Origin of the sequence: Clostridium sp. D5, from assembly GCF_000190355.1 — a bacterium.
GTDB classification, from domain to species: domain Bacteria; phylum Bacillota; class Clostridia; order Lachnospirales; family Lachnospiraceae; genus Faecalicatena; species Faecalicatena fissicatena_A.
Genome location: NZ_GL870809.1, coordinates 100,721 through 125,225 on the forward strand (window position 1 = coordinate 100,721; position 24,505 = coordinate 125,225).

24 protein-coding genes are annotated in these 24,505 nt (G+C 45.7%); 15 read left to right on the plus strand and 9 right to left on the minus strand.

What is annotated here, in order from left to right:
* Window positions 1–16 precede the first annotated feature (16 nt).
* Together HMPREF0240_RS00450 and HMPREF0240_RS00455 are read right to left on the minus strand one after the other, a co-directional pair.
* Window positions 17–1,639, minus strand: coding sequence for an ATP-binding protein (locus tag HMPREF0240_RS00450; protein WP_035312165.1), 1,623 nt, complete (start codon window positions 1,637–1,639; stop codon window positions 17–19).
* A gap of 189 nt (window positions 1,640–1,828) precedes the next feature.
* Window positions 1,829–2,548 carry a LytTR family DNA-binding domain-containing protein gene (locus HMPREF0240_RS00455; protein WP_009001491.1) on the minus strand — a complete coding sequence of 240 codons (720 nt, stop codon included), beginning with the start codon at window positions 2,546–2,548 and terminating at the stop codon, window positions 1,829–1,831.
* A 187-nt stretch (window positions 2,549–2,735) separates the two neighbouring features.
* On the opposite strand from HMPREF0240_RS00455, the gene srtB reads away from it, so the two are divergent.
* The 7 genes from srtB to HMPREF0240_RS00490 all read left to right on the plus strand — a co-directional run bounded on the left by srtB (window position 2,736) and on the right by HMPREF0240_RS00490 (window position 8,225).
* Window positions 2,736–3,512, plus strand: coding sequence for a class B sortase (gene srtB, locus HMPREF0240_RS00460; RefSeq protein ID WP_148486256.1), 777 nt, complete (start codon window positions 2,736–2,738; stop codon window positions 3,510–3,512).
* A 59-nt stretch (window positions 3,513–3,571) separates the two neighbouring features.
* Window positions 3,572–3,760, plus strand: coding sequence for a DUF951 domain-containing protein (locus HMPREF0240_RS00465; RefSeq protein WP_035312167.1), 189 nt, complete (start codon window positions 3,572–3,574; stop codon window positions 3,758–3,760).
* Between the two features lie 126 nt (window positions 3,761–3,886).
* Complete coding sequence (gene rpsF, locus HMPREF0240_RS00470; RefSeq protein ID WP_009001494.1) at window positions 3,887–4,174, plus strand: 30S ribosomal protein S6; 288 nt, start codon at window positions 3,887–3,889, stop codon at window positions 4,172–4,174.
* Window positions 4,175–4,188: 14 nt separating this feature from the next.
* Entirely contained in the window at window positions 4,189–4,632 is a 444-nt protein-coding gene (locus tag HMPREF0240_RS00475) for a single-stranded DNA-binding protein (RefSeq protein ID WP_009001495.1), read from the plus strand.
* A gap of 46 nt (window positions 4,633–4,678) precedes the next feature.
* Window positions 4,679–4,945, plus strand: coding sequence for a 30S ribosomal protein S18 (rpsR, locus tag HMPREF0240_RS00480; RefSeq protein ID WP_009001496.1), 267 nt, complete (start codon window positions 4,679–4,681; stop codon window positions 4,943–4,945).
* A gap of 321 nt (window positions 4,946–5,266) precedes the next feature.
* On the plus strand, window positions 5,267–5,605 hold the full coding sequence (locus tag HMPREF0240_RS00485) for a DUF134 domain-containing protein (RefSeq protein ID WP_035312168.1): 339 nt from the start codon (window positions 5,267–5,269) through the stop codon (window positions 5,603–5,605).
* 37 nt (window positions 5,606–5,642) lie between these two features.
* Complete coding sequence (locus HMPREF0240_RS00490; RefSeq protein ID WP_009001498.1) at window positions 5,643–8,225, plus strand: FAD-dependent oxidoreductase; 2,583 nt, start codon at window positions 5,643–5,645, stop codon at window positions 8,223–8,225.
* 208 nt (window positions 8,226–8,433) lie between these two features.
* Here HMPREF0240_RS00490 and HMPREF0240_RS00495 read toward each other — a convergent pair whose 3' ends face one another.
* The 6 genes from HMPREF0240_RS00495 to HMPREF0240_RS00520 form a co-directional block, all read right to left on the minus strand.
* The gene (locus tag HMPREF0240_RS00495) at window positions 8,434–9,507 is read right to left on the minus strand and encodes a glycoside hydrolase family 172 protein (protein WP_009001499.1); all 1,074 of its coding nucleotides are present in this window, start codon (window positions 9,505–9,507) and stop codon (window positions 8,434–8,436) included.
* A gap of 13 nt (window positions 9,508–9,520) precedes the next feature.
* Window positions 9,521–11,530 carry a hypothetical protein gene (locus HMPREF0240_RS00500; RefSeq protein ID WP_148486257.1) on the minus strand — a complete coding sequence of 670 codons (2,010 nt, stop codon included), beginning with the start codon at window positions 11,528–11,530 and terminating at the stop codon, window positions 9,521–9,523.
* The gene (gene rbsK / locus HMPREF0240_RS00505; protein ID WP_009001501.1) at window positions 11,520–12,464 is read right to left on the minus strand and encodes a ribokinase; all 945 of its coding nucleotides are present in this window, start codon (window positions 12,462–12,464) and stop codon (window positions 11,520–11,522) included. The genes HMPREF0240_RS00500 and rbsK overlap by 11 nt, the downstream gene beginning before the upstream one ends.
* 64 nt (window positions 12,465–12,528) lie before the next feature.
* Window positions 12,529–14,325 carry a hypothetical protein gene (locus HMPREF0240_RS00510; RefSeq protein ID WP_009001502.1) on the minus strand — a complete coding sequence of 599 codons (1,797 nt, stop codon included), beginning with the start codon at window positions 14,323–14,325 and terminating at the stop codon, window positions 12,529–12,531.
* Window positions 14,322–15,017 (minus strand): SUMF1/EgtB/PvdO family nonheme iron enzyme, encoded by a 696-nt coding sequence (locus HMPREF0240_RS00515; RefSeq protein WP_009001503.1) that lies wholly within the window; start codon window positions 15,015–15,017, stop codon window positions 14,322–14,324. Before HMPREF0240_RS00515 ends, HMPREF0240_RS00510 begins: the two co-directional genes overlap by 4 nt.
* 81 nt (window positions 15,018–15,098) lie before the next feature.
* Entirely contained in the window at window positions 15,099–15,821 is a 723-nt protein-coding gene (locus HMPREF0240_RS00520) for a GntR family transcriptional regulator (RefSeq protein ID WP_009001504.1), read from the minus strand.
* A gap of 273 nt (window positions 15,822–16,094) precedes the next feature.
* On the opposite strand from HMPREF0240_RS00520, the gene HMPREF0240_RS00525 reads away from it, so the two are divergent.
* The 4 genes from HMPREF0240_RS00525 to HMPREF0240_RS00540 all read left to right on the plus strand — a co-directional run bounded on the left by HMPREF0240_RS00525 (window position 16,095) and on the right by HMPREF0240_RS00540 (window position 20,554).
* On the plus strand, window positions 16,095–17,438 hold the full coding sequence (locus HMPREF0240_RS00525; RefSeq protein ID WP_009001505.1) for a sugar ABC transporter substrate-binding protein: 1,344 nt from the start codon (window positions 16,095–16,097) through the stop codon (window positions 17,436–17,438).
* A gap of 124 nt (window positions 17,439–17,562) precedes the next feature.
* Window positions 17,563–18,462 carry a sugar ABC transporter permease gene (locus HMPREF0240_RS00530; protein WP_157290590.1) on the plus strand — a complete coding sequence of 300 codons (900 nt, stop codon included), beginning with the start codon at window positions 17,563–17,565 and terminating at the stop codon, window positions 18,460–18,462.
* A gap of 3 nt (window positions 18,463–18,465) precedes the next feature.
* The gene (locus tag HMPREF0240_RS00535) at window positions 18,466–19,317 is read left to right on the plus strand and encodes a carbohydrate ABC transporter permease (RefSeq protein ID WP_009001507.1); all 852 of its coding nucleotides are present in this window, start codon (window positions 18,466–18,468) and stop codon (window positions 19,315–19,317) included.
* Window positions 19,318–19,345: 28 nt separating this feature from the next.
* Entirely contained in the window at window positions 19,346–20,554 is a 1,209-nt protein-coding gene (locus HMPREF0240_RS00540) for a uroporphyrinogen decarboxylase family protein (RefSeq protein WP_035312171.1), read from the plus strand.
* 161 nt (window positions 20,555–20,715) lie between these two features.
* Here HMPREF0240_RS00540 and HMPREF0240_RS00545 read toward each other — a convergent pair whose 3' ends face one another.
* Window positions 20,716–20,919, minus strand: a complete 204-nt coding sequence (locus HMPREF0240_RS00545) for a cold-shock protein (protein WP_009001509.1) — start codon at window positions 20,917–20,919, stop codon at window positions 20,716–20,718.
* A gap of 310 nt (window positions 20,920–21,229) precedes the next feature.
* Between HMPREF0240_RS00545 and ulaG the strand changes: the two genes are divergently transcribed.
* Genes ulaG through HMPREF0240_RS00565 form a run of 4 tightly spaced genes read left to right on the plus strand, consistent with a single transcriptional unit; the run spans window position 21,230 to window position 24,350 of the window.
* Window positions 21,230–22,288 carry an L-ascorbate 6-phosphate lactonase gene (gene ulaG, locus HMPREF0240_RS00550; protein ID WP_009001510.1) on the plus strand — a complete coding sequence of 353 codons (1,059 nt, stop codon included), beginning with the start codon at window positions 21,230–21,232 and terminating at the stop codon, window positions 22,286–22,288.
* Between the two features lie 34 nt (window positions 22,289–22,322).
* On the plus strand, window positions 22,323–22,784 hold the full coding sequence (locus HMPREF0240_RS00555) for a PTS sugar transporter subunit IIA (protein WP_009001511.1): 462 nt from the start codon (window positions 22,323–22,325) through the stop codon (window positions 22,782–22,784).
* The gene (locus HMPREF0240_RS00560; protein WP_009001512.1) at window positions 22,781–23,521 is read left to right on the plus strand and encodes a creatininase family protein; all 741 of its coding nucleotides are present in this window, start codon (window positions 22,781–22,783) and stop codon (window positions 23,519–23,521) included. The genes HMPREF0240_RS00555 and HMPREF0240_RS00560 overlap by 4 nt, the downstream gene beginning before the upstream one ends.
* On the plus strand, window positions 23,514–24,350 hold the full coding sequence (locus HMPREF0240_RS00565; RefSeq protein ID WP_009001513.1) for a Cof-type HAD-IIB family hydrolase: 837 nt from the start codon (window positions 23,514–23,516) through the stop codon (window positions 24,348–24,350). The genes HMPREF0240_RS00560 and HMPREF0240_RS00565 overlap by 8 nt, the downstream gene beginning before the upstream one ends.
* The last annotated feature ends 155 nt before the right edge of the window (window positions 24,351–24,505 follow it).

The window sequence follows — 24,505 nt, forward strand, 5'->3', positions numbered from 1 at the left end:
GTGCTCACACAGTCCCTCAGGTCTGTTCCCGTATATCCAGCATGACTGTGACAAAGAAAAAATCACCTTTGTCTACGCTCTGGATTTCTCCGTTGTACTTTTTAACAATATTTCTAATAATCTGATGTCCCAGTCCGTGGCCCTTTCCTTTTATGGAAATAAAATCTTTTTCCTTCGGATTTTCTGAAGGGGATTTGGAATTTTTTACATCTACAATCCAGAAATTTGCCCGTTCCTGCATGTAGATATTCAGGCGGCGTTTATCCTCCGGCAGCCGGAGGCACGCTTCAATCCCGTTGTCGATGAGATTGACCAGAAGACCGGTAATATCCACCGACGGCAGGGGGCATTCCGGCGGAATATAGATCCGCCAGTTTGTGTCAATGTGATTCTGCATACAATACTTGTATTTGGCATTCAGCATCGTGTTGACCACTGCATGCGCGGTGAATGTCTTCAGCTCTTCAGAAGGCCGGGCGGCTTCTTCGGTCAGGGGACTCTGGACCATCCGCATCATATCTTCCAATTGCTTTCTGACAGCGCGGGCAGCGTCCAGCGTTTGACGGGCTTTATGCTTTTTATATTCTAAATACACACCAAAGCAGATCACTGCACAGGAAACGGCGGACAGAAAGAAGTAACAGAAAAAGGCTGTCCATTCGTACATCGTGTACCATTTATCCATAAGGGGAAAGAACACTTCCCACAGAATAAATAAACCCAGCAACAATAGAACCAGGAATGGAGTGACCTTTCGTATGATACTGGTTTTGGCAGGAGCCGCGGGAGGAGGATTCCCGAATGAGGTTAATATGGCGTCAAATAGCTGCAGAAGAGACTGTTTATACTTTTGCTCCTCCTTTTTCATCTGATTTTGTGATAGATCTCCCAGAATCTGCAGATGATTGGCGAGATCGTGACGAAGTTTACGAACGGCATCTTTTTGGACAAGAGCATAGTGGTAAAAGGAGTATTCACCATTCAGTATTCTCTCGTAATACTTTCTCTGCCGTGATGCCTGCTTTTGACGGTACAATACAAAAACCATAAAAAATATAAACAGCATGGTTCCGGAAGCTATCGTGCTGACCAATACGGATAAACTGCCGCTGGTCAGGCGCATAATCAGGCCTGCCGCTATGTCGATCAGTAATACCGCTGCAAACAGAAATTTCATGACATTATAAGGGATACGGTCAAAAAGCCTGAGCCGTATGATCGCAAAAACGATAAGAAATGCAATACAGGAAAGTAAGGTTGGAAACAGTGTATTCCCCATAAATGCCATACCCCGAAAGAAATAATGCCAGTCAGCGAGCAAAAGTCCTTCCATTGTATTCAGGCCGGAGAAGATACAGTTAAACAGAATAAAATGTACCATGGCTTTTACAAAGTAATACATGCCTCTGTCGGTGATAAGATAGCAGACTGCCAGCTGCACTAAGAAGCGAAGGAGTTCGGTGAGCGCGGCGATTTGCAGGAAACCGTTATAAGTGGCAGTGATAGAGATGCTTGCAGGCAAAAAAAACGCCACTGTGTAAGCCAGCGTAAAAAAGCGGCGCCGTTCAAGATCCGGGCTTATAAAATAGGTGATCAGGGCATTCACCAGGGTCAGCCTGATAATATTATAAAGAACCATAACATTTTCCCTCTGTCTCGGAAGTATTATCTGCTAAGTATTTCCTGACTCAGAATAATCGTGACAGTTCAGAAAAGTCTGAAATGTTACTCATCCAGTCAATGAAATCGCTTTGAGATGGGCTGGATGCCTGCGGCCATCACGTTTTCGTACGATCTGCGCAGTAAATGTGCAGACCTGCCTGAACTGTTAGGAATAATCCTCTGTACTGAAAAAACGAAGGAATTCTTCTCTTGACTTCTTATACCTGGAGCGGCTTACCGGGATCTCAGACTGATTCAGCAGAATAATCTTCTGCGCTGTGAAATTCCGGATATAGTTCATATTGACCATATAGCTCTTGTGGCAGGTCAGAAAACAGCCGGGGAGTTTTTCCTTCAGTTCATTCAGCTTCATATAGACTGTAAACTTCTCTTTGGGGGTGTAGACATGCAGCAGGCGTTTTTCACTTTCTATATAACAGATCTCACTGCTTTTCAGCGTAAAGAGCTTGCCGTTGCTCTGCAGGACCACGGGTGTATCCTGACAGCTGTCCAAATATTCGAGTGCCCGGTCCACAGCCGCCGTAAGCTTGTCCGTATCCACGGGCTTAACGAGAAAATAGGCAGGGTGTATGGTAAAAATATCCCTGGCATAGTCCAGATATCCAGTAATTAGTACAATCGCAATCCAGGGATAGCGGGCCTGAATGTCGGAAGCCAGACTGATACCGTTTTCGGTGCCAAACTGGATATCCATAAAAATAATATCCGGCAATGCGGCGGAAGTATCGATATATGTAAGCAGGTCACCAGGAACAAGTATTGCTCTGATATCCCAGTTTTCAGGAAGAATATGGGAGAGACGCAAACTAAGATCCTCCAGGATGCTCTTTTCGTCGTCGCAGATAAGCAGTGTTTTCAATGGCATAACCTCCTGTTTCAATATCCCTATTTTATCATATCAAAGTGGCATAAGAAACGGATAAACCTTCATTTTTGTAATTTTTGGCAAATTCATGATTTTTAGAATGTTTTCGGTGCGAAGATATGGTACAATAGTCAGGATTAGAAGGCAATGAGACCGGATGAAAAGATGGGAAGAGGAGAAACGCGCGATGAGTAAGAAAAAAAGGCATAAAAAGGAAAGCTCTGTTGGGGAAGTTGTATCTACGGCCATACTGATTATTGCAGTATGTGTATTTATATTTTGTGCGTATCAGCTCACAATGATGCTGGTGCCGTATTATTCGGGCGGGAAAGAATATGATGATGTAAAGAAACTGGCGCTAACGGTTGATGAAAAGCCGGAAGATGGCGGGGAACCAGGGTATACGGTAGATTTTGATGCACTGCTGAAGGAGAATCCGGATACGGTGGCATGGATACGATTCGACGAGCCGTCCGTGATCAGCTATCCTGTTGTGAAGAGCGCAGATAACAACGAATACCTTACGAAAACATTTTCGGCCAATGACAACAAACTGGGTGCAATTTTCATGGACATGCGCAATGCCACGAACTTAAGCGACCGGAACACATTTATATACGGCCACAACCTGAAAGTGGGCGGAGAGATGTTCTCCCAGCTGAACGAATATGCCAGCGAAGAGTTCTGCAAGTCACACCCGTATTTCTATATCTACACTCCCGAGGGAGAGTTTAAGTACCAGGTGTTTTCCGCAGGAACTGTGAAAGATACAGCTGAAAATTACAAACTGACTTATCTGAATGATGAGGAATTTACTTCTTATATTCAGTTGTGCAGGGAATCCTCAAACTATCAGGTAGATGCAGACGTAAACGCACAATCCAAAATTGTCAGCCTGTCTACATGTACGAACGTAAATGATGATGAACGTTTCCTGCTCCAGGGAGTGCTTGTGGAAGAGTAAAGGGGTCTGACCCCTTTGCGGTTCGTTTTCAGAATATTTAATGGGTAAGGAGGGTGAATGTGGCAGACAGATTCGATATCGGCGATATAATCCGAATGAAAAAGTCCCACCCCTGCGGAAGCCATGAGTGGGAGGTTTTGCGGGTCGGTGCAGACTTCCGGCTGAAGTGCGTGGGGTGCGGTCATCAGATCATGGTTCCGCGCAGGCTGGTGGAAAAAAATACAAAAGAAATTCGTAAAAAGTCTTGAACAGGACAAGTTCTTATGGTATGATAATTACTCGTGACGTACCCGTTGGATTTTTATCCACGGACATCAAATTTCCTTGTTCCCGGCTAATCCGGGGGCCAGAGACCATAAGGAGGTGCAAGAGACATGAACAAGTATGAGTTAGCTGTTGTTGTCAGTGCAAAAATCGAAGACGACGCTAGAACAGAAGTTGTTGAAAAAGTGAAAGCATTAGTTTTACGTTTCGGCGGCAATGTGACTGACGTTGATGAATGGGGTAAGAGAAGATTTGCTTACGAAATTCAGAAGATGAAAGAAGGATATTACTACTTCATCCACTTCGAATCTGACAGTACTGTCCCAGGCGAAGTGGAACAACGTATCCGCATCATGGACAATGTACTCAGATATTTATGCGTTAGACAGGAAGCATAGAGAAAGAGGTATATATGAATAAGGTAGTTTTAGTAGGACGTCTCACAAGAGACCCAGAAGTTAGATATTCACAGGGTGATAGTGCAACTGCAGTTGCAAGATATACATTGGCTGTTGACCGCAGATTCAAGAGGGACAACGAACCGACAGCGGATTTCATTCCGTGTGTTGTATTTGGACGTTCCGGAGAGTTCGCGGAGAAGTATTTCCGTCAGGGAATGCGTGTTTCTATTTCCGGACGTATTCAGACCGGAAGTTACACGAACAAAGAAGGTGTGAAAGTATACACAACGGAAGTCATCGTTGAGGATCAGGAATTTGCTGAGAGCAGAGCAGAGGCTGAAGCAAACAGAGGATCTTTCCACCAGGCAGCTCCAAGCCCTTCACCAAGTGTTGATGCAGGCGACGGATTCATGAACATCCCGGACGGGATTGATGAAGAGTTACCGTTTAACTAAGACACGTATTGTGAAATCTTTCTATTAATATAGGAGGTAAAAAGAAATGGCTTACGAAAAAGGCGGAAGACCAGAAGGCGGTTTCAAAAGAAGAGGACCGGCTCGCAGAAGAAAAAAAGTATGCGTATTCTGTGGTAAAGAGAATAACGATATCGATTATAAAGACGTAGTAAAATTAAAGAAATACATCTCTGAGAGAGGAAAAATTCTTCCCAGAAGAATCACAGGAAACTGTGCAAAACACCAGAGAGCTCTTACTGTAGCAATCAAGAGAGCAAGACACATTGCTTTAATGCCATACGTACAGGATTAATCAGAGTTGACAGACCGTCACTGCGAAAGCAGCGGCGGTCTTTTTGCGATAAAGAATATAGCCTCATAGCGGGGAAATCTTATGCACTGTTATCATTTATAACATCCGGCTCTGTAAGCGGAAGGTGCAGCGTAATGCGGGTTCCCGAGAGACAATCCAGCATCTGAAAGACGGGAATTGAAATAAAAACTTCCCGGATCAGCATATACTGGTTGTTTTTTGAACGGCAGGGAGCCGAAAATAATTGTTAAATATTTAATTATGTTATTGACATATGTTCACAATAAGCTATACTGGAAAAGCAGGAAAAGAGGTGCTGATATGGCTAGACCGCAGAAATGCAGATGTATCTGTTCGATTCCGGGGACCACAGGATTTTTGCCGGAGGGAAGGCCTCCCAATGGAGCGGTTACGATCGGATATGATGAGTATGAGGCGATACGCCTGCTGGATTATGTGCAGCTTACCCAGGAGGAGTGCGCCAGGAAGATGAACATATCTCGTCCAACAGTTACAAGAATATACAATGAGGCCAGGAATAAGATGGCCGACGCCATGGTGAATGGCAGAAGTATCAGAATTGAAGGCGGTGATGTGATTGTATGCCAGGCCGTGAAGCCGGAGTGCATCAATGAAGTACATTGCTGCCACAGAAAATAATCCGGAAACGGTACATAAAATCAAAGGAGAAAGAGACATGAAGGTATTAATTATTGGAGGCGTTGCAGCAGGTACGAAGACCGCTGCAAAATTAAAGCGCCAGGACCGCAGCGCTGAAGTTATGATTATCACAAAGGATCAGGATATATCTTATGCAGGCTGTGGTCTGCCGTATTATGTGGGCGGTCTGATTGAAGAGAGAGAAGAATTAATTGTCAATACACCTCAGAAATATTCCGCACTCACCGGTGTAGAGGTCAGGACTGGTATCGAAGCAGTTGGACTGGATGCTGAAAAGAAAGTGGTAAAAGCTAAAAATCTTAAGACTCTGAAAGAAGAAGAGTATTCCTATGATAAGCTGATCATTGCTTCAGGAGCTTCTCCGTCTGTTCCTCCGATAGAGGGGATGGAGCTTGCCGGAGTATTCCGTATGCGTACACCGGATGATGCAATTGGAGTGCGGGCTTATGCAGAAGACCATGGCGTGAAAAAAGCGGTTGTAGTGGGAGCTGGTTTCATAGGCCTGGAAGTGGCTGAGAACCTCAAAGCCAGGGGAATACAGGTTACTGTGATTGATTTTGCAGCCCAGATTCTTCCGAACATTCTGGATCCGGAAATGGCTGAGTATGGGAAAAAGCACCTTCAGAAAGAGGGGATCCGTGTCATCACGGGCACAAAAGCTGAGTCAATCACAGGCGCGGACAGCGTAACTGCTGTGAAAACGACAGCGGGAACGCTGCCTTGCCAGATGGTGATTATGGCAGCGGGTATCCGCCCGAATACTGCATTTCTAAATGACAGCGGAATTGAGATGTTTAAAGGAACGATTCTGGTAGATAGTCAGATGAAGACCAGCGCAGAGGATGTTTATGCGGCTGGAGACTGTGCAATGGTAACCAATCGGATCACAGGAAAGAGACAGTGGTCTCCCATGGGCTCTTCCGCCAATATGGAAGGCCGGACACTTGCGCAGGTTTTGACAGGAGTTAAAAAGGAATATAAAGGTGTTCTCGGAACCGGCGTTGTGAAGCTTCCGAACCTGAACTGCGGCCGCACAGGGCTCACAGAAGCACAGGCAAAAGAGGCAGGATACGAGGCAGTGACGGCTCTGGCAGTAACGGATGATAAGGCACATTACTATCCGGGAGCTTCCTCCTTTGTAACTAAGCTGATTGCGGATAAAAATACCCACAAACTTCTGGGAGTGCAGGTGTTTGGCCCGGGAGCGGTAGATAAGATGATAGACATAGCCGTGATGGGCATTAACATGGGCGCAGTTCTGGAAGATTATGAAAACGCTGATTTTGCCTATGCACCTCCGTTTTCCACAGCCATTCACCCATTTGTCCAGGCTGTGTACATTCTGCTGAACAAGATCAACGGTGATCTGGTAAGCATGACTCCTGCCGAATACGCAGAAGGAAAAGCGGAGGGGTGGCGTGTCCTGGATGTGGGGCTGGCACCGTCTGTCCGCGGCGCAGAGTATGTGAATCTGGGCGCAGTAAAGGGCGAACTCGAAGGAATCGGAAAAGAAGAGAAGTTGCTTTTAGTCTGTACAAAGGGAAAACGTGCATATTTCCTCCAGAACAGACTGAGCTATTATGGTTATACAAATACAGCCGCTCTGGAAGGCGGTGTCTTCTTCAATGATGTCAGGGTAAAGAATCCGGAGGCCGAAGTATCAGCGGAAGATGAGACAAGAGTAAAGGCACTTGGGTTTTTGAAAGATAAGACAACCTCCAATAAATTTAACGGGCGCGTCATCACGAGAAACGGAAAAATCACTGCCGAAGAGACCCGTACTATTGCAGAAGCGGCAGAGCTTTACGGAAGCGGCGAAGTGACGATGACCTCCCGTCTGACTGTAGAGATTCAGGGAGTGCCATATGACAACATTGAACCACTCAGAGAATATCTGATGCAGGCAGGGCTGGAAACAGGCGGAACAGGTTCAAAAGTCCGGCCGGTTGTATCCTGTAAAGGAACGACCTGCCAGTATGGTTTGATTGACACATTTGATCTTTCGGAAGAGATACATGAACGTTTCTATCATGGATATTCCAGCGTCAAGCTTCCGCACAAGTTCAAAATTGCTGTGGGTGGATGCCCGAATAACTGTGTGAAACCGGATCTGAACGACCTGGGGATCATTGGACAGCGTGTGCCGCAGATTGACTTTGAAAAATGCCGCGGCTGCGGGACATGTCAGGTTGTAGAGGGATGTCCGATCAAGATCGCAGAGCTGGCTGACGGTAAGATTCTGATTGATGACGATAAGTGTAATCACTGCGGACGATGCGTCGGAAAATGCCCGTTCAAAGTAATTGAGAAGTACACAAACGGATACAGAGTATACATCGGCGGCCGCTGGGGCAAAAAAGTTGCGCAGGGCCAATATCTGGATAAGGTGTTTACAGATAAAGAAGAAGTGCTTTCAGTAGTAGAAAAAGCAATCCTTCTGTTCAGAGAACAGGGAATCACGGGCGAGAGATTTGCAGATACGGTAGCCCGCCTGGGATTTGAAAATGTTCAGGAACAGCTTCTGACAGATGAACTGCTGTCCAGAAAAGATGAAAATATTGCCGCACAGAAGCACCTCAGGGGTGGTGCTACCTGCTAAGCAGCAAGCTGTACTGACAGGAAAGAGAACTATATAAACAAACCGGGCACAGGGGATTGGGTCTGCGGCAGCAAGCTGCCGAAATACGGTCCTTCCCTGTGTCCGGTTTTTACTTTTATATGATAACATTCCTTTCATTTTAAATGAATAGTAAGAACGTCAGAATGCTTTCTTCATCCCATTGACGGGTATTTTGCGTTTCGTATGTCTATAGTTCTTCCTCATAGACGGGAAGACGGCTCTCGACATCCAGCAGCTGCGGAAAGCGCATGTGGGGTTCATCCTGGTACCAGTATGCGGTGGAAGACCAGTCATCGCTCCGGTGGTTATTATGCCCGTGTTCAATGGTTACGCGAATTGATTTCTGGAACATAACCGGATCCTGGATGTGGTACCTGTAATAAGTAATTTTCCCCTTCCAGTTATCTTTTCCAGGGAGAATCAGGCCGTGATAGGGAGCACAGTATTCCTGCGTGGGGCACCATGCCATATTCACATAGTCTTCGGTGCCTGTGCCGTGAAGTGTGGGAGGCCACTCTTCGCCATCTATAAAGATCATATCATCCCCTTCACCGGGCCAGTCCCATTGGGAAGTGTCGCGAAGGTTGTGGATATTCAGATTGCAGCCGATATAATGGCCTCTTCCTTCTGCCTCCAGAATCACATAATTGTCGTCTCCGGTTGTATTTTTTCCGCTAAATTGAAATTCGCTGTTCGCCATAGTGCTGCCATCGATTCCCACTGTGGGATTTTCCCTGCGCCACTGGGCATGGAGGCGCAGCATATTTGGCGGGAGTGATGTGTATTCTTCATAATCAATGTAATAATAAAGTGTCATAGGCTGTCCGCATTCGTTTTCCACTTCGATCCTGGCGTTTTGGTAAGGCATGGGAAGCCAGCAGTTAAAGCCTTTCCCGTCTTCGGGACTCATCTGAAACGGAGACGAGACGAAATTTCTGCTTATTGCGTGCCCCATTCCAAAGAAATCACCGATGGGAGCTTCAATACTGGGCGTTTCTTCACCGTCCCAGTACATGCGGAGTACCATTTTACGCAGATGGTCCTTTTCGGGCAGGCGGCTGTCAGTGGCGATGGTCATCCAGATATGCGTGATCATTCCGGGTTGATCCATGCGGGCAATAGTTTTGTTTTCTTTTACTTTGAGATGGATCCGGTCGTCATTCCCACCGGTTCTGTCATAGGAAGAAATTCTTTTACGTTTTCCCTCTCTGGAAAAGCAGATAGAGGAAATATCTGCGGGATAAGTCTGTGAATCTGACATGATAATTCTCCTTTTATGAAAATTTTTGGGTTACAAATTCAGTACCGTACAGATCCAAAAGCCGTTCGTAAGCTTCGGAGGCAGCTCCGTTTCCCCAGTCATAGATGGTGAACTCACCGATTCCGATGCCCTCCTCGGTGACTACGCCATTGTGTCCGTAATTCTCCATGTTAAATCCATAATCCAGCTCTCCGAAGAAAGGCCATGCCTTTTCCCACTGCAGCCGGGCCTCTGGATTTTCCGGGCAGTACATCATGGAAAATGAAATGCGCAGTGCGGCGAATCCGCGTTCCATGTATTCCTTGTCGCCTGTAACGTGCGCATAGCGCAAAAGCAGAATAGAAAACAGGCTCTGCCTGGCGTCGTTGAGTTCCGCATCACCGTTCATCACACCGAATCCACCGATTACCGGGATGGGGATAGCAGATGGCTGGTAGGAGGACTGGGTCATCAGCATTTCATCTGTTACGCGGCGCCCCCAATCCATATAACGGGATTCTTTTGTGCATAGATAAGCCTCCAGGAGTGCGAGTGAGGTAAAGTACATAGAAAAATTACACTGTTTGTACATGTTATTCCGCGGGATTTTCTCTCCTGTATGGTCATTCCAGTAATGAGAGCAGGACCAGTAAGTCTCGAAATCTTCCCATCTTCCTTCTGGTATGATATCCCTTATGACTGCGTCAAGGCATTTTAGGGCGGCATCCAGATAATGTTTGTTTTTTGTCAGGTTAAAGCAGTGGATCAGAAAGGCTGCACTCATCGAACTTTCCGGTGAATCATCCAGGACTCCCAGCCGGTTCCCGCAGGAATCTGTCCAGCCGGGGAAATATCCCCTGTCATCCTGCAGACCGACCAGCCTGTCCGCATAGTTAAGTGCATAATCCAGGAGCCGCTGGTCTGGTTCCAGATCTTCATACCAGGTTAACATATATTCTGCGGTAAAACTCATATCGAGTATATGGTACGGAGAGGTTTCGATTTCCGCTGAAAATGGATTCCTGTCGGAATTTCCCCAGTACAGAGTGTCCCAGCCGAGGGAACGCATGTTTTGAGTCTCCGGTTCGTTTTCATCTGTAATTAACTCCATCCGGGTTGCGGCGACAGCAGGGAAAAGACCGTCAGTCTGTGGAAAAGCCAGAGCCAGCTCCTTTGTCTTCTGTGCATAGGCCATTAATTCCGGATCCTGAATCCGTCTTGCATGGCGGTATAAACCGGATGCACTTCGAAGGGAACAGAACCAGGCCTGATTCCAGATAGACAGTGCTTCCCTTTGATGAGGCGGGCGGGGGCTGCCGGGGCTCTGTGTAGCCGTTACAATAAAAGCAGGTGCTCCGACAACGGTGCCGTTGACAGGGAATTCCTGCCAGACAACCTCTTTCCAGTTCTGGAAGGCCCACCGGTAAGTGTGATTCGTATAAACTTCCAGATTACGTTTGGACTCTGTGAGACTTCGGAAGTCGGATGCTCCGAAACGCTCCCAGAAAAAGGAGAGAACCGGCCGGAAAGGGTTTTTCAGGGCCTCCTGATACACGAGAATATAAAAAGCGATTTCCAGATCTCCTTCCGGATAGCATGTTTCCGGAGCCTTGTGATAAAGAATATGGCCGGTCACCTGTGAATCGGCCAGGCCGATGGAAATGGTCTGGTTTACGGCATCCATATCCAGGTAACACGGAACCCTCTGGGAGGCCATTGTCCTGATATCGGGAATCACGGCCAGAGTATGGCAGTTATCCTGGAAGATAACCGCAGGTGTGCGGAACACATGTCTGGCTGCCACATATCCGTTTTGAGGCGTCAGATGCGGCGCCCAATGGAATGTTGGCGAAAAACCGGCTGTCAGTACAGCCTCCCAGTCTTTCTGCGCATGCGCTTTATCCAGGTGGCAGGAAAAAGACAGACGCCACAGATTTTCTTCCATTTGTTGGTATGTAAAGCGGGGAGAAAGGTGCCCCAGTCCGGATATCGAGATCTCCTTGAGCAGGCCGGCTGTCAGGAAGTCGTTTGGATTAATCTGCATATACATTCTCCTTTTCGTGTTGTAAAAATGCTTCTGTTTCTTGTCGCGTGGGCAGGGAATCAATGACTCCATATTTTGATACAGATAATGCAGAAGCCGCGGAGGCGAACAGAGCGGCCTCCTTGAGTGAGGCTTTTTCCGCCAGGGCTACTCCCAGAGATGCCGTGAAAGTGTCCCCGGCTCCGGTTGTATCTACAGCATCTGCTGAAAATGCAGGGATAAGTTCCCGGCACTGCTGATTGACAATGAAGCATCCCTTTTCACCCAGTGTAATGATGACAGACTGCAGACCTTTTTGGAGGAGGCTGTCAGCCAGCGTGTTTATATCAATCTCCGAATCTGCAGGAGCTCCCAGCATCAATTTTGCTTCTGTTTCGTTTGGTGTTATTAGGCTGCATCCTGTCAGGATATCCAGCGGGAGCGGCTGCCATGGCGCTGGATTCAAAATGGAAAATACGCTGTTTTTGGAGGCGGTTTTAAGAGCCTCCTCTACTGGCGGCAATGGAATTTCCAGCTGCAGAAGCAGAACATCGGATGCAGCGATCACATCTGCTGTTTGGGAGACATGTTCGGCACTCAATTTGTTGTTGGCTCCCAGGTCAATTAAAATCTCATTATTTCCATCCTGATCGACCATGATAAAACCGGCGCCTGTTGGTGCGTTGGGAGAGATGCACACGTGTGCGGCATCCACATGTTCCCTGGCCCAGAGTTCTAAGGCCGCTTTTCCGTACAGGTCATCTCCGATACTCGCTATGAGGGTGGATTCGGCGCCTTGTCTTGCACAGGCAATTGCCTGGTTGGAGCCTTTCCCGCCATGCATACAGGTAAAATCATGTCCAAGAAGTGTCTCACCGCTTATCGGGAAGCGGGATGTTTTCATGGTCAGGCCGGCAGCATAGCTGCCTACAATTGAAAGTTTAGGTTTGCTCATTAGTATAGAACCTCCTGAAATTAGATTCTGCAGCTTGCTGCAGGTCTGCCCTTATGGGCAGGAGTTACGGGGTGTTCCCGGATACTTTTATCATAATGACTTCCCCTGCGGGAACAGTGCCTGTCAGTTCCCTGCCTTCCAGGCGGATATGCGGTGCACCCCACAGACATTCACAGATGTGTGCCTGGAAATCTCTGTGTATTGCGAGGATCCCCGAGAGATCGGTATCGCTGTCATTATAAAAAGTGTAAATGCAAGCTTTATTTAACTGATCCATAAAACGGTTGCAGTATAAATTGTTTTTTTTCACGGGATAAAACGGAACGGCATCAGCATCTGTAAAGAAACTTTTATGTCTGGTCCAAAGCGTTTTATACCTGCGTATTTTCTCTTTTTGAGCCGCACTGTAGGGCAGCCAGGAACCGAATACATCCTGCCAGATGACCAGGCCTGTGCCCGAGAAAACGGCCCGGTTGATCAGCGTATCCTTGTCGGAGCCATTCTGCCAGCGGGAGATCTGAGGGGCGGTGTGTGAAGGAAGGATAAAACGCAGCAGATCTGCTTCTGGCATGCAGGGCATATTCCAGAACTGATCCCAGGAAGCGGTGAGAAGCGAAAGCGAATCCTTGTCTGCCGGATGAAGCTCGCTGCAGAATACTGCTTCCGGTTTTGCTGCATCAGCGGCGCGGCGGAATTTGCCGGGGGCCTGGTCCATTGTGTCCAGAAAAAATCCATCCGCGTCCGTTTCCTTCAGCAGTGAAGTAATCTCTTTCAAAACACTGTCCATGGATTGGCTGGTTCCAATATCCCATGGCTTGTAAGGCAGGAGCACTTTTGCATTGTGCTCGTGGGCTGTGCGTACCGCATCGGCAATGCCGGGGATGGAGCCGGGAAAATCCCGGAAGAAATCCCATTGAGACCGGGAATCAACGCCCAGGCGGGGGTATTGATGCCAGAGCGTAAGAGTATCATAACCGCCGAACTCTTCTCCGTCTTTCAGCAGCCTCCCAATATCGGGCCTGCCATTTTCATAATCATAGGCTTCTTTTGAATAGAGAAACGTAAAATGGTGGAGAAAGGTATCCGAAAACCACTTCAGCTCCGGCCTTTCATATTCACGCATGTCGAGTTCCCTGCAAAAATTGTGCCGTACTCTGGCAAAAGCCTCGCGCCAGCCGCGTTCCAATCCGCAGAATTGGAATTCGGCAATATCGCTCAGACAATCCGTGAGGCGAAGCAGCGAGGAATGATTCTGGAGCTCCTCCTGGCTGCTGATTTTCCAGAGATCCACGTTTCTGTTTTGGACAGCTACTTCCAGACTGGACAAAGTGGGGAAGGAGACTGCGAATCCGGCACCGTCATCCTCATCGGTTACAACGAGCGGGAGATGAATCAGCGGATGGAGCTGCATGGCCGATGTGCCGTCCTTTTTTGCTGCCGGATTTGCCGGATAATAGATTTTACCGCCCTGAGGGGCATACTGTGTTAGGCTTGCCAAAAAAGGGCTGTGAAAGTAATAATTGTCCCGCATATCCGGAGCATTATCGTCCGCCATCTGGAAAATAATGTATATTGTATCCACTAAATTATTTAAAAAACACAGACGAAGCCTGAGACGGGCATCAAAGCAATACGCTTCCACGGTCAACAGTTCTTCAGTTTCATCTTGGTCAGTGTGTACTCCGATAATATCGAAGCGATCAGATGACAGGATCTGCGCTGTGCTGCGCAGGGAAAACAGTTCCGTATCCTTTTCGCAGAGTACGGGATGTCTGCCCGGCGGCGAAGCATACCGCAGAAAAATTCCGTTTTCAAGTACGAGCTCCAAAGATGTTTTGCTGTTTTTTATCTGATATTTCATGAACTCACCTCCCGGATGCATCGGAATCCTATCGTTTTGTTTCGGTTCAGCCCCTCGTTTAGCAGTGGGAATTTTAAATGATAGTCATTTGGATGGGCACCGCCTTCCGCATGCCAGAAATGAGGCGCCTTATAGCAGCAGCCTCCGCGCAAAAAAGTAAACAGATGCATACCATCATCAATCAGGTCGCCTGTCCATTCCCAGGTATTGCCGCAGAGATCCTCGCATCCGTATACGCTTGCCCCGTCAGGATATGCGTTTACCGGAGTGGTTTTCTCACCTTCAAAATTACAGAGAGAGGCTTTGAAAGAATTTCCCCAGGGATATGGATTCTTTCGGGAACCTGCTGCGATCAGCTGCCATTCATAATCAAGAGGCAGCCGGCAGCCATAGAAAGCTGCATATGCAGCGGCATCCTTCTGGCTTACATAGACAACCGGGTGATCTTCCTCTCCTGGGAGATACTTGCCATCTTCCCAATGCAGAAGATAATTGGAGGAATCTTCTGGAATATAGCTGCTTTCCTGTATGAACTGATAATACTGTGCATTTGTAACAGGGTATCTGCCTGCCAGGAAGGGGCCTGCGGTCACCGGACGGGGGCCGTGGTCGTATTGGCAGTCCCCTTCCATAATTCGGTGTCTTACCCTGTATATGTAGGTTGTTCGGGGAATTAAGATCATATTTTTCATATCGTACCTTTCTTGATTTAATCCAGGACACCTGAAAAATCATTCGGTGTCCGGACTCATTGCTGCCAGGCATGGCCTGCATCAGCGCTGGAGAATAGAAACAATGTCAAAGCGGTCTGAATTAATCCAGACAGTTGAACATTCCAGTGGAGTTGAGTGCTTATCATAAATAATCTGCTCCAGCTGCATGATTGGGGAAGCTACCTCTACTCCCAGATTCTGGACTATATCTCCCAGGGCGGGGACGGCACGGAAGAATCTGCGCCCCCATTGGATTTTCTGGTTATACTTATTTTCCATGCAGTCAAACAACGGAATGTTCTCAAGGTCTTCATCGATTAATCCGTCAAAATATTTGACAGGCATGTAATTCTTAAGATAAATGACAGGAACCTGATCGGAAAGTCGCACACGTTCTATATAATTTACTGCCTCCCCGGGGGCAAGCTCGAGGAGCGCTGAAATCTTTAAGTCCGGAATAATAACTTCTTTTTTTAAAACAACTGTTTTAAAGGAAAGTCCCTGCTGCTTCATGGATTCGGAGAAGGAGATCAGGCTGCTTCCGATAGGATGTTCAATCTGCTGGGAGACGACGAAAGTACCCTTTCCGCGTATTTGTGTCAGCAGACCCTGCTGGCGTGCTTCTTTCAGAGCCTTGCGCAGTGTTCCGCGGCTTACCTGGAATTCTTCTGCCAGTGCAATCTCATCAGGAATCTTACTATGTACCGGCCAGACACCGGTTTCAATGTTTTTCAGGATGATTTCTTCAATTTGTTTGTATACAGGATCAATGTTGTTGTACATGAGAAAAACACGTCCTTTCTATAGGTGATGATAGATTATTGGTCTATATGTACATCTTTGTATAACTATAAGATAATATTACAATTGTATGTTTTTATAGTCAAGATAAAAAATAAAAATGTGATAAATGCACAAAAATATAATCATAAATTGTATAATATCAACAAAATAAGCATATGAGTATTGACTTCACAGGGCAATGATTATATAATCCACGTAAACAAAGGTGTACAAAAGAGTACATGGAAAAAAGTGGAAAGTGGAGGTACAGGTATGAGAAAGAAACAAAACTTAAGAACGGCAACGGCGGTTCTTCTGACCGCGGCAATGACAGTAGGTGCCCTTACCGGGTGCGGAGGGAACTCTGAAAAGGAGACAGGCTCAGACGGAGGCGAATATTCAGCAGAAAATCCCGCCCATATTACTTATAAGTCACTGGCATGGATGCTGGCTGAGCAGGATGAGACACAGGCAGTTATTAATGAATGGAATGAGGCACATCCTGAAATACAGGTAGAGTACATCCAGGGAGACTGGGGTACTGTGGACCAGGAGATGCTGACCTCATTTGAGACAGGAGATGTACCGGATATATTCCAGTACTGGACGCCGCCGATTCAGCTTTGGAAAGAACGGGGATTCCTGGCAGATCTTTCTCCGATGCTGGATGATGAGATGAAGAATGACGTGAACCAGGAAGTGTGGGATCTGATGACCTCATCGGACGGAAAAATCACAGCGCTTCCATATCAGAGTGAAGTCGATATGATCTACTACAATAAGACCCTGTTTAAGGAAAAGGGAATTGAAGCTCCTACAGCAGATGACCCGTGGACATTGGATGAACTGATTGATGCGGCACGTAAGCTGAATGATGACAGCAAAGGTGTAAAAGGAATTGCAGTGAAAGGATTGAACTGGGCTGCACGTTTCTTTAACGATTCCTGGGCAACCAAAGCGGAAGTCTCTCCTTTGAAAACGGATGGAGATCAGTATGAGCTGAATCTGGACGGAGAATACCGTGAACTTATGGAAACTTTTGTAGGTATGGCGGAAGAGGGCATTATGGATCCGGCGATCTTTACAGATGGATATGATGCGGAATCAGCTTTCATGGACGGTCAGATCGGTATACTGGCGGGGCTTGGATGCTATACGAGATCACAGTTCATCAATGAGATGGGCGATAAAGAGGTTGACTGGGGAATGATGCCGCCGGTTAAGATTAAGTCAACAGCAAGTTATGGGGCAATCCAGACCGTAAGTATTCCTGAAAAGTCTAAAAATAAAGAGGCTGCCATGGAATTCCTGAAATATTTCTGGAATCAGGAGAATCAGGAAAGAATCGCACAGGCTGCATATATTTTCCCGGGAAGAAATTCCGTAATGGAGAAGTTTAACAAAGATGAGGAAGGCTGGTCTATGGCTTATCAGAGTGCAAAAAGTCTTGTAGTACCTAATTATATATCAGTACCTGGATGGGGCAGCTTTATTGAAGGTGAAGGCAAAACAATTTATCAGGAATATTTTACAGGCCAGATTACGTTTGATGATTTTAAAGACAAGATGGAAAAGTCACTCCTGCCATTCCTGGAAGAATCCAGAATTGACAAATAACACACTTTAAGTAAAGTGATTTATCTGCAATGAATGAAACTGGTGCAGTGCCTGCCGCGGCAGGTGCTGCACTATATGAAAAGGAAGAACTGCTGCATAAGCAATGCCGGAAGGAATGAATTATATGAAAAAATCAACTGGCCAGCCAAGAAGACTGATGAAGAATCAGACCAAAAAATCAATTATGCTGTTGCTGCCTTCATTGGTCTGCATCAGTATACTGAGTCTTTTTCCTATATTAAGAGGGATCTATATCGGTTTTACAGATTATAAAGTTGGAATGCCCGCTAAGTTTAATGGCCTGGAGAACTACAGTTACATATTTAATAACGGGTATCTTAAAGTCGCAATGAAAAATACCATGTTCATACTGCTTGTCTCGCTGATTGCTATTTATCTGATCAGTCTGGCAGTATCGATTCTTTTGAACAGCAATATACCATTTAGAAAATTATGGAGAGTTCTGCTGATTATCCCGTGGGCGGTACCACCCGTTGCGAAAGTGGGTGTATGGCAGAAAATATTTAGTGTAAATAACGGACAGCTGAACTACCTTCTTACGAAGCTGAATCTGATAGACCACAATATCGGTTGGGTGTCAGATGAAAAATATGCTATTTTTGCGGTAATTACAATTATAGTCTGGGGATGCATTCCTTTTACTGCAATGTCGTTTCTGGCATCCATGCAGGCCATACCGGAGGAAAACTATGAAGCAGCGCAGCTTGATGGTGCAAATGCATTCCAGAAATTCTGGTATATTACATTCCCTGAATTGAGGGAAATCAGTATGGTGACAGTTTCCCTGCTGTTTATGTGGATCACCACAGACTTCAGCTCCCAGTTCCTGCTGACAAAGGGCGGACCGGGAAGCGCAACATTGACAATAACCGTAGAGTCCTATCTGCAGGCGTTTAAATATGGTAATTTTGGACTGTCCACGGCGTATGGAAATATTATGGTTGTGGTGTGTGCAGCATTTTTGTTTTTCTATATCAGAGTACTCAAACAGAAGGAGGTGTAAACGGTGCAGGCAAAAGTAAAACGAAAAGGAAAAAAACTTTTATTTTCTATTTTAGGCCTTCTGCTGTTATTGGTTCTGTATTTTTATCTGATTGGCCCGTTTCTTGTGATTTTGACAAATGCATTTAAAACCACATCAGAAATTAACAGTGCTGTCCCTACGTTTCTTCCAAAAAATCCTGTTTTATCCAACTTTAAGGAGCTGGCAGGGGACCAGGTATTTATGCAGGATATAAAAAACAGCTTTAAAATATCACTGATTACGATGGTGATTGCTATCCTGCTGGCGATACCAACAGCATACTCTATGGCACGGTTCCGCAATAAACTGACTTCTGGTATGGTAGTCTGGGTATTGCTGTCCCAGATGATACCGGGAATCATTACCGTGGTGCCAGTGTATAATATTCTGAAAAACTTTGCACTTACGAATACCCATGCAGGTCTGATCATCTGCTATGCGGTGTGGTCTCTTCCGTTCTCGTGCTGGATGATGAGGGGATTTATAGGAGGTGTGCCAAAAGAGCTGGAGGAAGCGGCTCAGATAGATGGCTGTAATACATGGCAGGTCATACAGAAAATATTGATTCCGGTGATTCTTCCGGGGATCTTGACAGCCGGTGTTTTTGCATTTATCAATGCCTGGAATGAATTGTTTTTTGCCCTGTGTCTGATGAAGACACCAGCGCTGCAGACACTTCCTATTAAACTGCAGTCGTACATCGGAATGGGTGGTTTTGCGAGAGATGGGATGGTTGCCGCGGGATCCCTTGTTTCTACGATTCCCGGTTTGATTGTATTTATCTGTTTCCAGAAGTTCCTGGTTACAGGACTGACCAGTGGGTCAGTGAAATAGAAAAATGTGCAAAGAGAGGAACTTAGCTATGAAAGAAATGACTGGCCGTGAACGTGTGGCAGCCGCGCTGGAACATAAAGAGCCGGATCAGGTGCCGATAGATTTTGGCGCTACAAGATCGACTGGAATTAATGCACTGGCATACCGTGAACTTCTGGATTACCTGAATATAGAAGAAGAGATTAAGGTTTTTGACTTTAAACAGCTTCTGGCAGAACCGGGAGAACAGATAAGCCGTATGTTCGGAACGGACTGCGTTGCTCTCCACCGTCTTGCTCCGTCTGCCGGAGTGCAGATTGATGAGTACAGAAGGGAGCGTCTCATGGATGGAAAAGAATATCTGGTTCCGAAAAGCTTTCGTCCTGAAGAACAGAAAGACGGCTCCTCTCTTCTTATTGCAAATGGAGTTCCGGTATTAAAACGGCCTGCGGATGGTCTGTATTTTGATGACTGCTATCATCCGCTGGAGGAGACGGAGGATGAGCTTGGGGAATATCCGCTTCCTGGAACCTCTGAGAAGGAATTGTTATATATAAAAGAACATGCCAGAGATCTCTATGAGAATACGGATAAAGCGATCGTAGCATCCACGGGGATCAGTATTTTTGAAAAGGGAATTAAAGACTGGGGATATGAAGAATTTCTTGTAAGAATTTACACAGAACCGGAACTGGTTAAGTCTTATCTGGAACAGTTGACTGAGGCATACCTGCAATTCCTGGATTCCTACCTGGAGGCGGTAGGCCCTTATACAAATATCTTCCAGTGCAATGATGACCTGGGAATGCAGACGTCGACTCTGATCTCTCCGGAAGTTTACCGCGAAGTGTTTAAACCTTATCATAAAAAAATATATTCATATATAAAGAAAAAAGTACCTGGCTCTCATATACTGCTTCATTCCTGCGGCAGTATATATGATCTGATACCGGACTTGATTGAGACAGGAGTCGACGCCCTCAATCCGGTGCAGATTAATGCCGAAAAGATGGACCCTGGTACCCTGAAGCGCGAATTCGGCAGGAATATCACCTTTTGGGGCGGGGGATGCAGTACCCAGACAACACTGTCTTTCGGGACACTGGAAGAGATTGAAGATGAAACGAAACGGATGATAGAAACCTTTGCACCGGGAGGAGGATATGTATTCAATCAGGTACATAACATACAGAGCAATGTGAGTCCTCAGAGGATTATAAAACTTTATGAAACTGCGAAACGATATCGAAAAATATAGGATGTAATTCCTTATACAATATTTAGAGCTGTCCAGAAAATTATATTCGGGACAGCTCTTCGTGCGCTGCGCCCGGAAAAACAAATACCCCGCAGATTACTGCGGGGTATTTGACTTAGTTTCGCGTAGAATTCAATTCTGACGTATCACTAAAAACCGGATTATGCTCCAACTACATTAACAGCCTGAGGTCCGCGGTTTCCTTCTGTGATATCGAAAGATACTTTCTGTCCTTCTTCCAGAGATTTGTAACCATCTGAAGCGATTCCTGAAAAGTGTACGAATACGTCTTCTCCGTTAGCGTCGTTTGTGATAAATCCAAATCCTTTTTGTGCGTTAAACCATTTTACTGTACCGTTATTCATAATAGGTACCTCCTAAAATATAATATTTGTAAATCTCAGAAAATAAAAAATCACATATTTTTGTAAAGCATTATCAATGGAACATAATGACTTACAAAAATATGTGAAATCTAACTCCGATGAAAATACACCTATAGGATAGCATGAGAATCAAAAATAGTCAAGCGATACGTAAAATATTCATATAAATGAAAAATAATCATATAAATGCATTGAAAACATTCATAATTAATGATAAAATAAGCGTGAAAAGATAATAAATGATAGTTTTAATGAAAAATAATAAACATTTAAAGCAGGAGGAAACAAAATGAGCAAAGTGGATGAACTGACAAGAGAGAAGTGGGTACTCGGAGCATTTCCGGAGTGGGGAACCTGGCTGAACGAGGAGATTGATGAGGAGACTGTTGCTCCGGGAACATTCGCCATGTGGTGGATCGGATGCACCGGACTCTGGATCAAATCTGAGAACAGCACAAACATCGCAATCGATTTATGGTTTGGAAATGGTAAAAGAAGTAAAAAAACCAAAGAGATGGCTCCCTTCCATCAGATGCGTAATATGACAGGCGGAAGGATGACTCAGCCGAACCTGCGTGCAGCCCCGATCGTATATGATCCGTTTGCCGTGACTGCTGTGGATGCTGTACTGTCCACCCACTATCACAATGACCACATCGACCCATTCTTCGCAGCAGCGGTTATGCAGAACTGCGAGGCTGACGTACCGTTTATCGGACCGCTCAAGAGCGTTGAAAAATGGCTCAGCTATGGAGTACCAGAAGAAAGATGCAGAGTTGTAAAACCAGGGGATGTAATTAAGGTAAAAGACTGCGAGATCATTGTCCTGGATTCTTTTGACAGGACCTGTCTTGTAACTGCAGATGAGGATATCAGGAATACATGCCCCAATGATATGGATGAAAAAGCGGTCAATTACCTGATCAAGACACCGGCAGGAAGTGTTTACCACAGCGGAGATTCCCACTATTCTACATACTATGCGAAACACGGCAAAGACTATGATATTGACATTGCGTTCGGCTCTTATGGTGAGAATCCGGCCGGAAATCAGGACAAGATGACATCCGTAGACATCCTGAGAATGGCGGAGGCTCTTCAGTGCAAAGTCGTGATTCCATTCCATTATGATGTGTGGACCAACTTTAAGGCAGACCCGGCAGAGATCATGATGCTGTACAACTTTAAAAAGGACGTACTTCAGTATCAGTTTACCCCGTTTATCTGGGATGTGGGTGGAAAATATATCTGGCCTCTGGACAAAAATAAAAAACAGTTCCATTATAGAAGAGGATTTGAAGACTGCTTTACAGATGAGCCAAACGTTCCTTATCGTTCAATTCTGTAAAAATAATATTCAGGATAAAAAGGAGAATGCGGAAATGTTATTAAAAGAATTAGTGGAGAAAAAAAGAGTTTGCTTTCATAAAGGATTTGATACATGGGAAGAAGCGGTAGCGGCATCCTGCCAGCCTCTTCTGGATGACGGCTCTATCGAGCAGGCATATATAGATGCTGTAATCGGCTGCGTGAAAAAATACGGCCCGTACATTGTGTTTGCACCCAATATTGCAATGCCGCATTCACAGGAAGGCGCCGTCGGAGTGAATGATACGGCGGTATCCTTTATGAAACTGGAGGAGCCGGTACATTTTGAAGAGGGTAATCCGGATAAAGATGCCAAACTGTTTTTTGTCCTGGCGTCCAAAGACCATGAAGAACACATGAAAAACATGGAAAAGCTGGCGAATATGCTGTTGACAGCTGATATTATGGATGCTTTGATGAATGTAAAGGACGAAGAGGAGCTCCTTGCACTGGATGCGAAGTATTCTGCGCTATGAGAAACCTTTTCTATCAGAACTGGACAGCCGCCAGTAAGAATATACGGGAGAGCGAAGGTGTTCTGATTACCCTGGGGTCGGTGGAGGAGCATGGCCTCCACCTTCCTCTCGGGACAGATACAATACTTGCCCAGGCATTTGCACAGGAGATCTGTGAAAGAGAGAATATGTACTATTATCCATGCATTACCTACGGACAGGTATGGTCTGCCAGGGATTTTGAGAGTACCATATCCATTAACCCTGCATGTCTGGAAAATTACTGCCTGCAGGCAGTGGAGAGTGTGATGCGCGCCCGGCCCAGGCGGATTATTTTATTTTCTTTCCACAATGGGAACCATAAGGTCATTGATGATGTGCTGCGTACTCTGACAGACCGTGGAGACGGGGAAAATGTGTTTCATATAAAAGCTGCCGGGATTGAAAAGAAAGCAGGACATATTCTGACGACGCCGTTGTGGAATGGAAGTATATGGCATGCAGGAGAGCTGGAGACTTCCCTTATGCTCTATGTAAATGAGGAACTGGTGGATATGAAAGCTGCGACCGCAGAATTTCCGCCGGTTCCGCTTCTTTATGGGAAAAAACCGATACCGTGGAGAGAGTTTTTGGAAAGCGGTGCATTCGGTGATGCATCCGCAGCAACCGCGGAAAAGGGCAGGGAACTGTTTGAACTGATATGCCGGGAGCTGCAGGCGCAAATACACTGTGTGAAAGAAGGAGATAAGAATGAGTGATATTAAGCTTGTCGTCTGCGATCTGGACGGGACACTTTTGAATGACGAAAAAATGATCACGCCCTATACGGCTTCTGTGATGAAAAAAGTCAGGGAGATGGGGATCGCCGTATGTCTTGCTTCCGGACGGGACGAGCAGATGATGTCCATATATGAAAAGCAGCTCGGAGGCTGTGAATATATGCTTTCTGATAACGGCGCTCTTGTAAGAAGCAAAGAACGGGTGATATACTGTAATTTTCTGGAAGAGGAAGATGTGGCCAGCCTTCTTACTTATCTGAACGGACATCAGATGACATTCATGATGTATTCTGCGGAAGTTATGTATTTTTCAGAGGGAAGCGAAAAGCTGCAAAAAAGAATCAACAATTATGAAGCTCTATCCCAAAAAGTGGGATGTCCGGTGAAACTCAAGGTCAGGGAATTCCTAAGAAGCGGATCCGCGGAGGGGTATAAAACGGCCGCAAAGATCGTGGCATACGAGGAAGATGAAGCGGTAATGGAAGCTTATAAGAAGTTTGTTGACGGCCTTATAAACGTACATCATGAGCCAACGGGGTATGGCCTGTTGGGAGCATTTCAGAGTCATGTTTCCAAAAAAACGGCTCTTGAGACAATTATGCAGGATATGGGGATTGGAAAAGAAAATGTCTGCGTATTTGGTGATTACGAAAATGATCTTAGCATGTTTGCATGTGCAGATTACAGAATCTGCATGGGAAATGGCGTACAGGCACTGAAAGATGCGGCCAGCAGTGTGACACTCAGTAATAATGACGATGGTGTGGCAAGGTATCTGGAAAAAGAGTTAGGTATTATGACTAAATAACGGTTATATGAACATAAATAAACTTAAAAAATATTTAAAATAAAAAAATGAGTATTAATGAGATTAAAAATCTATTTAAAGTGCAAATAGTTCATATAATGACATAATTAATCATATAATAAGATTGACAATTATCATAACGAACACTATAATAC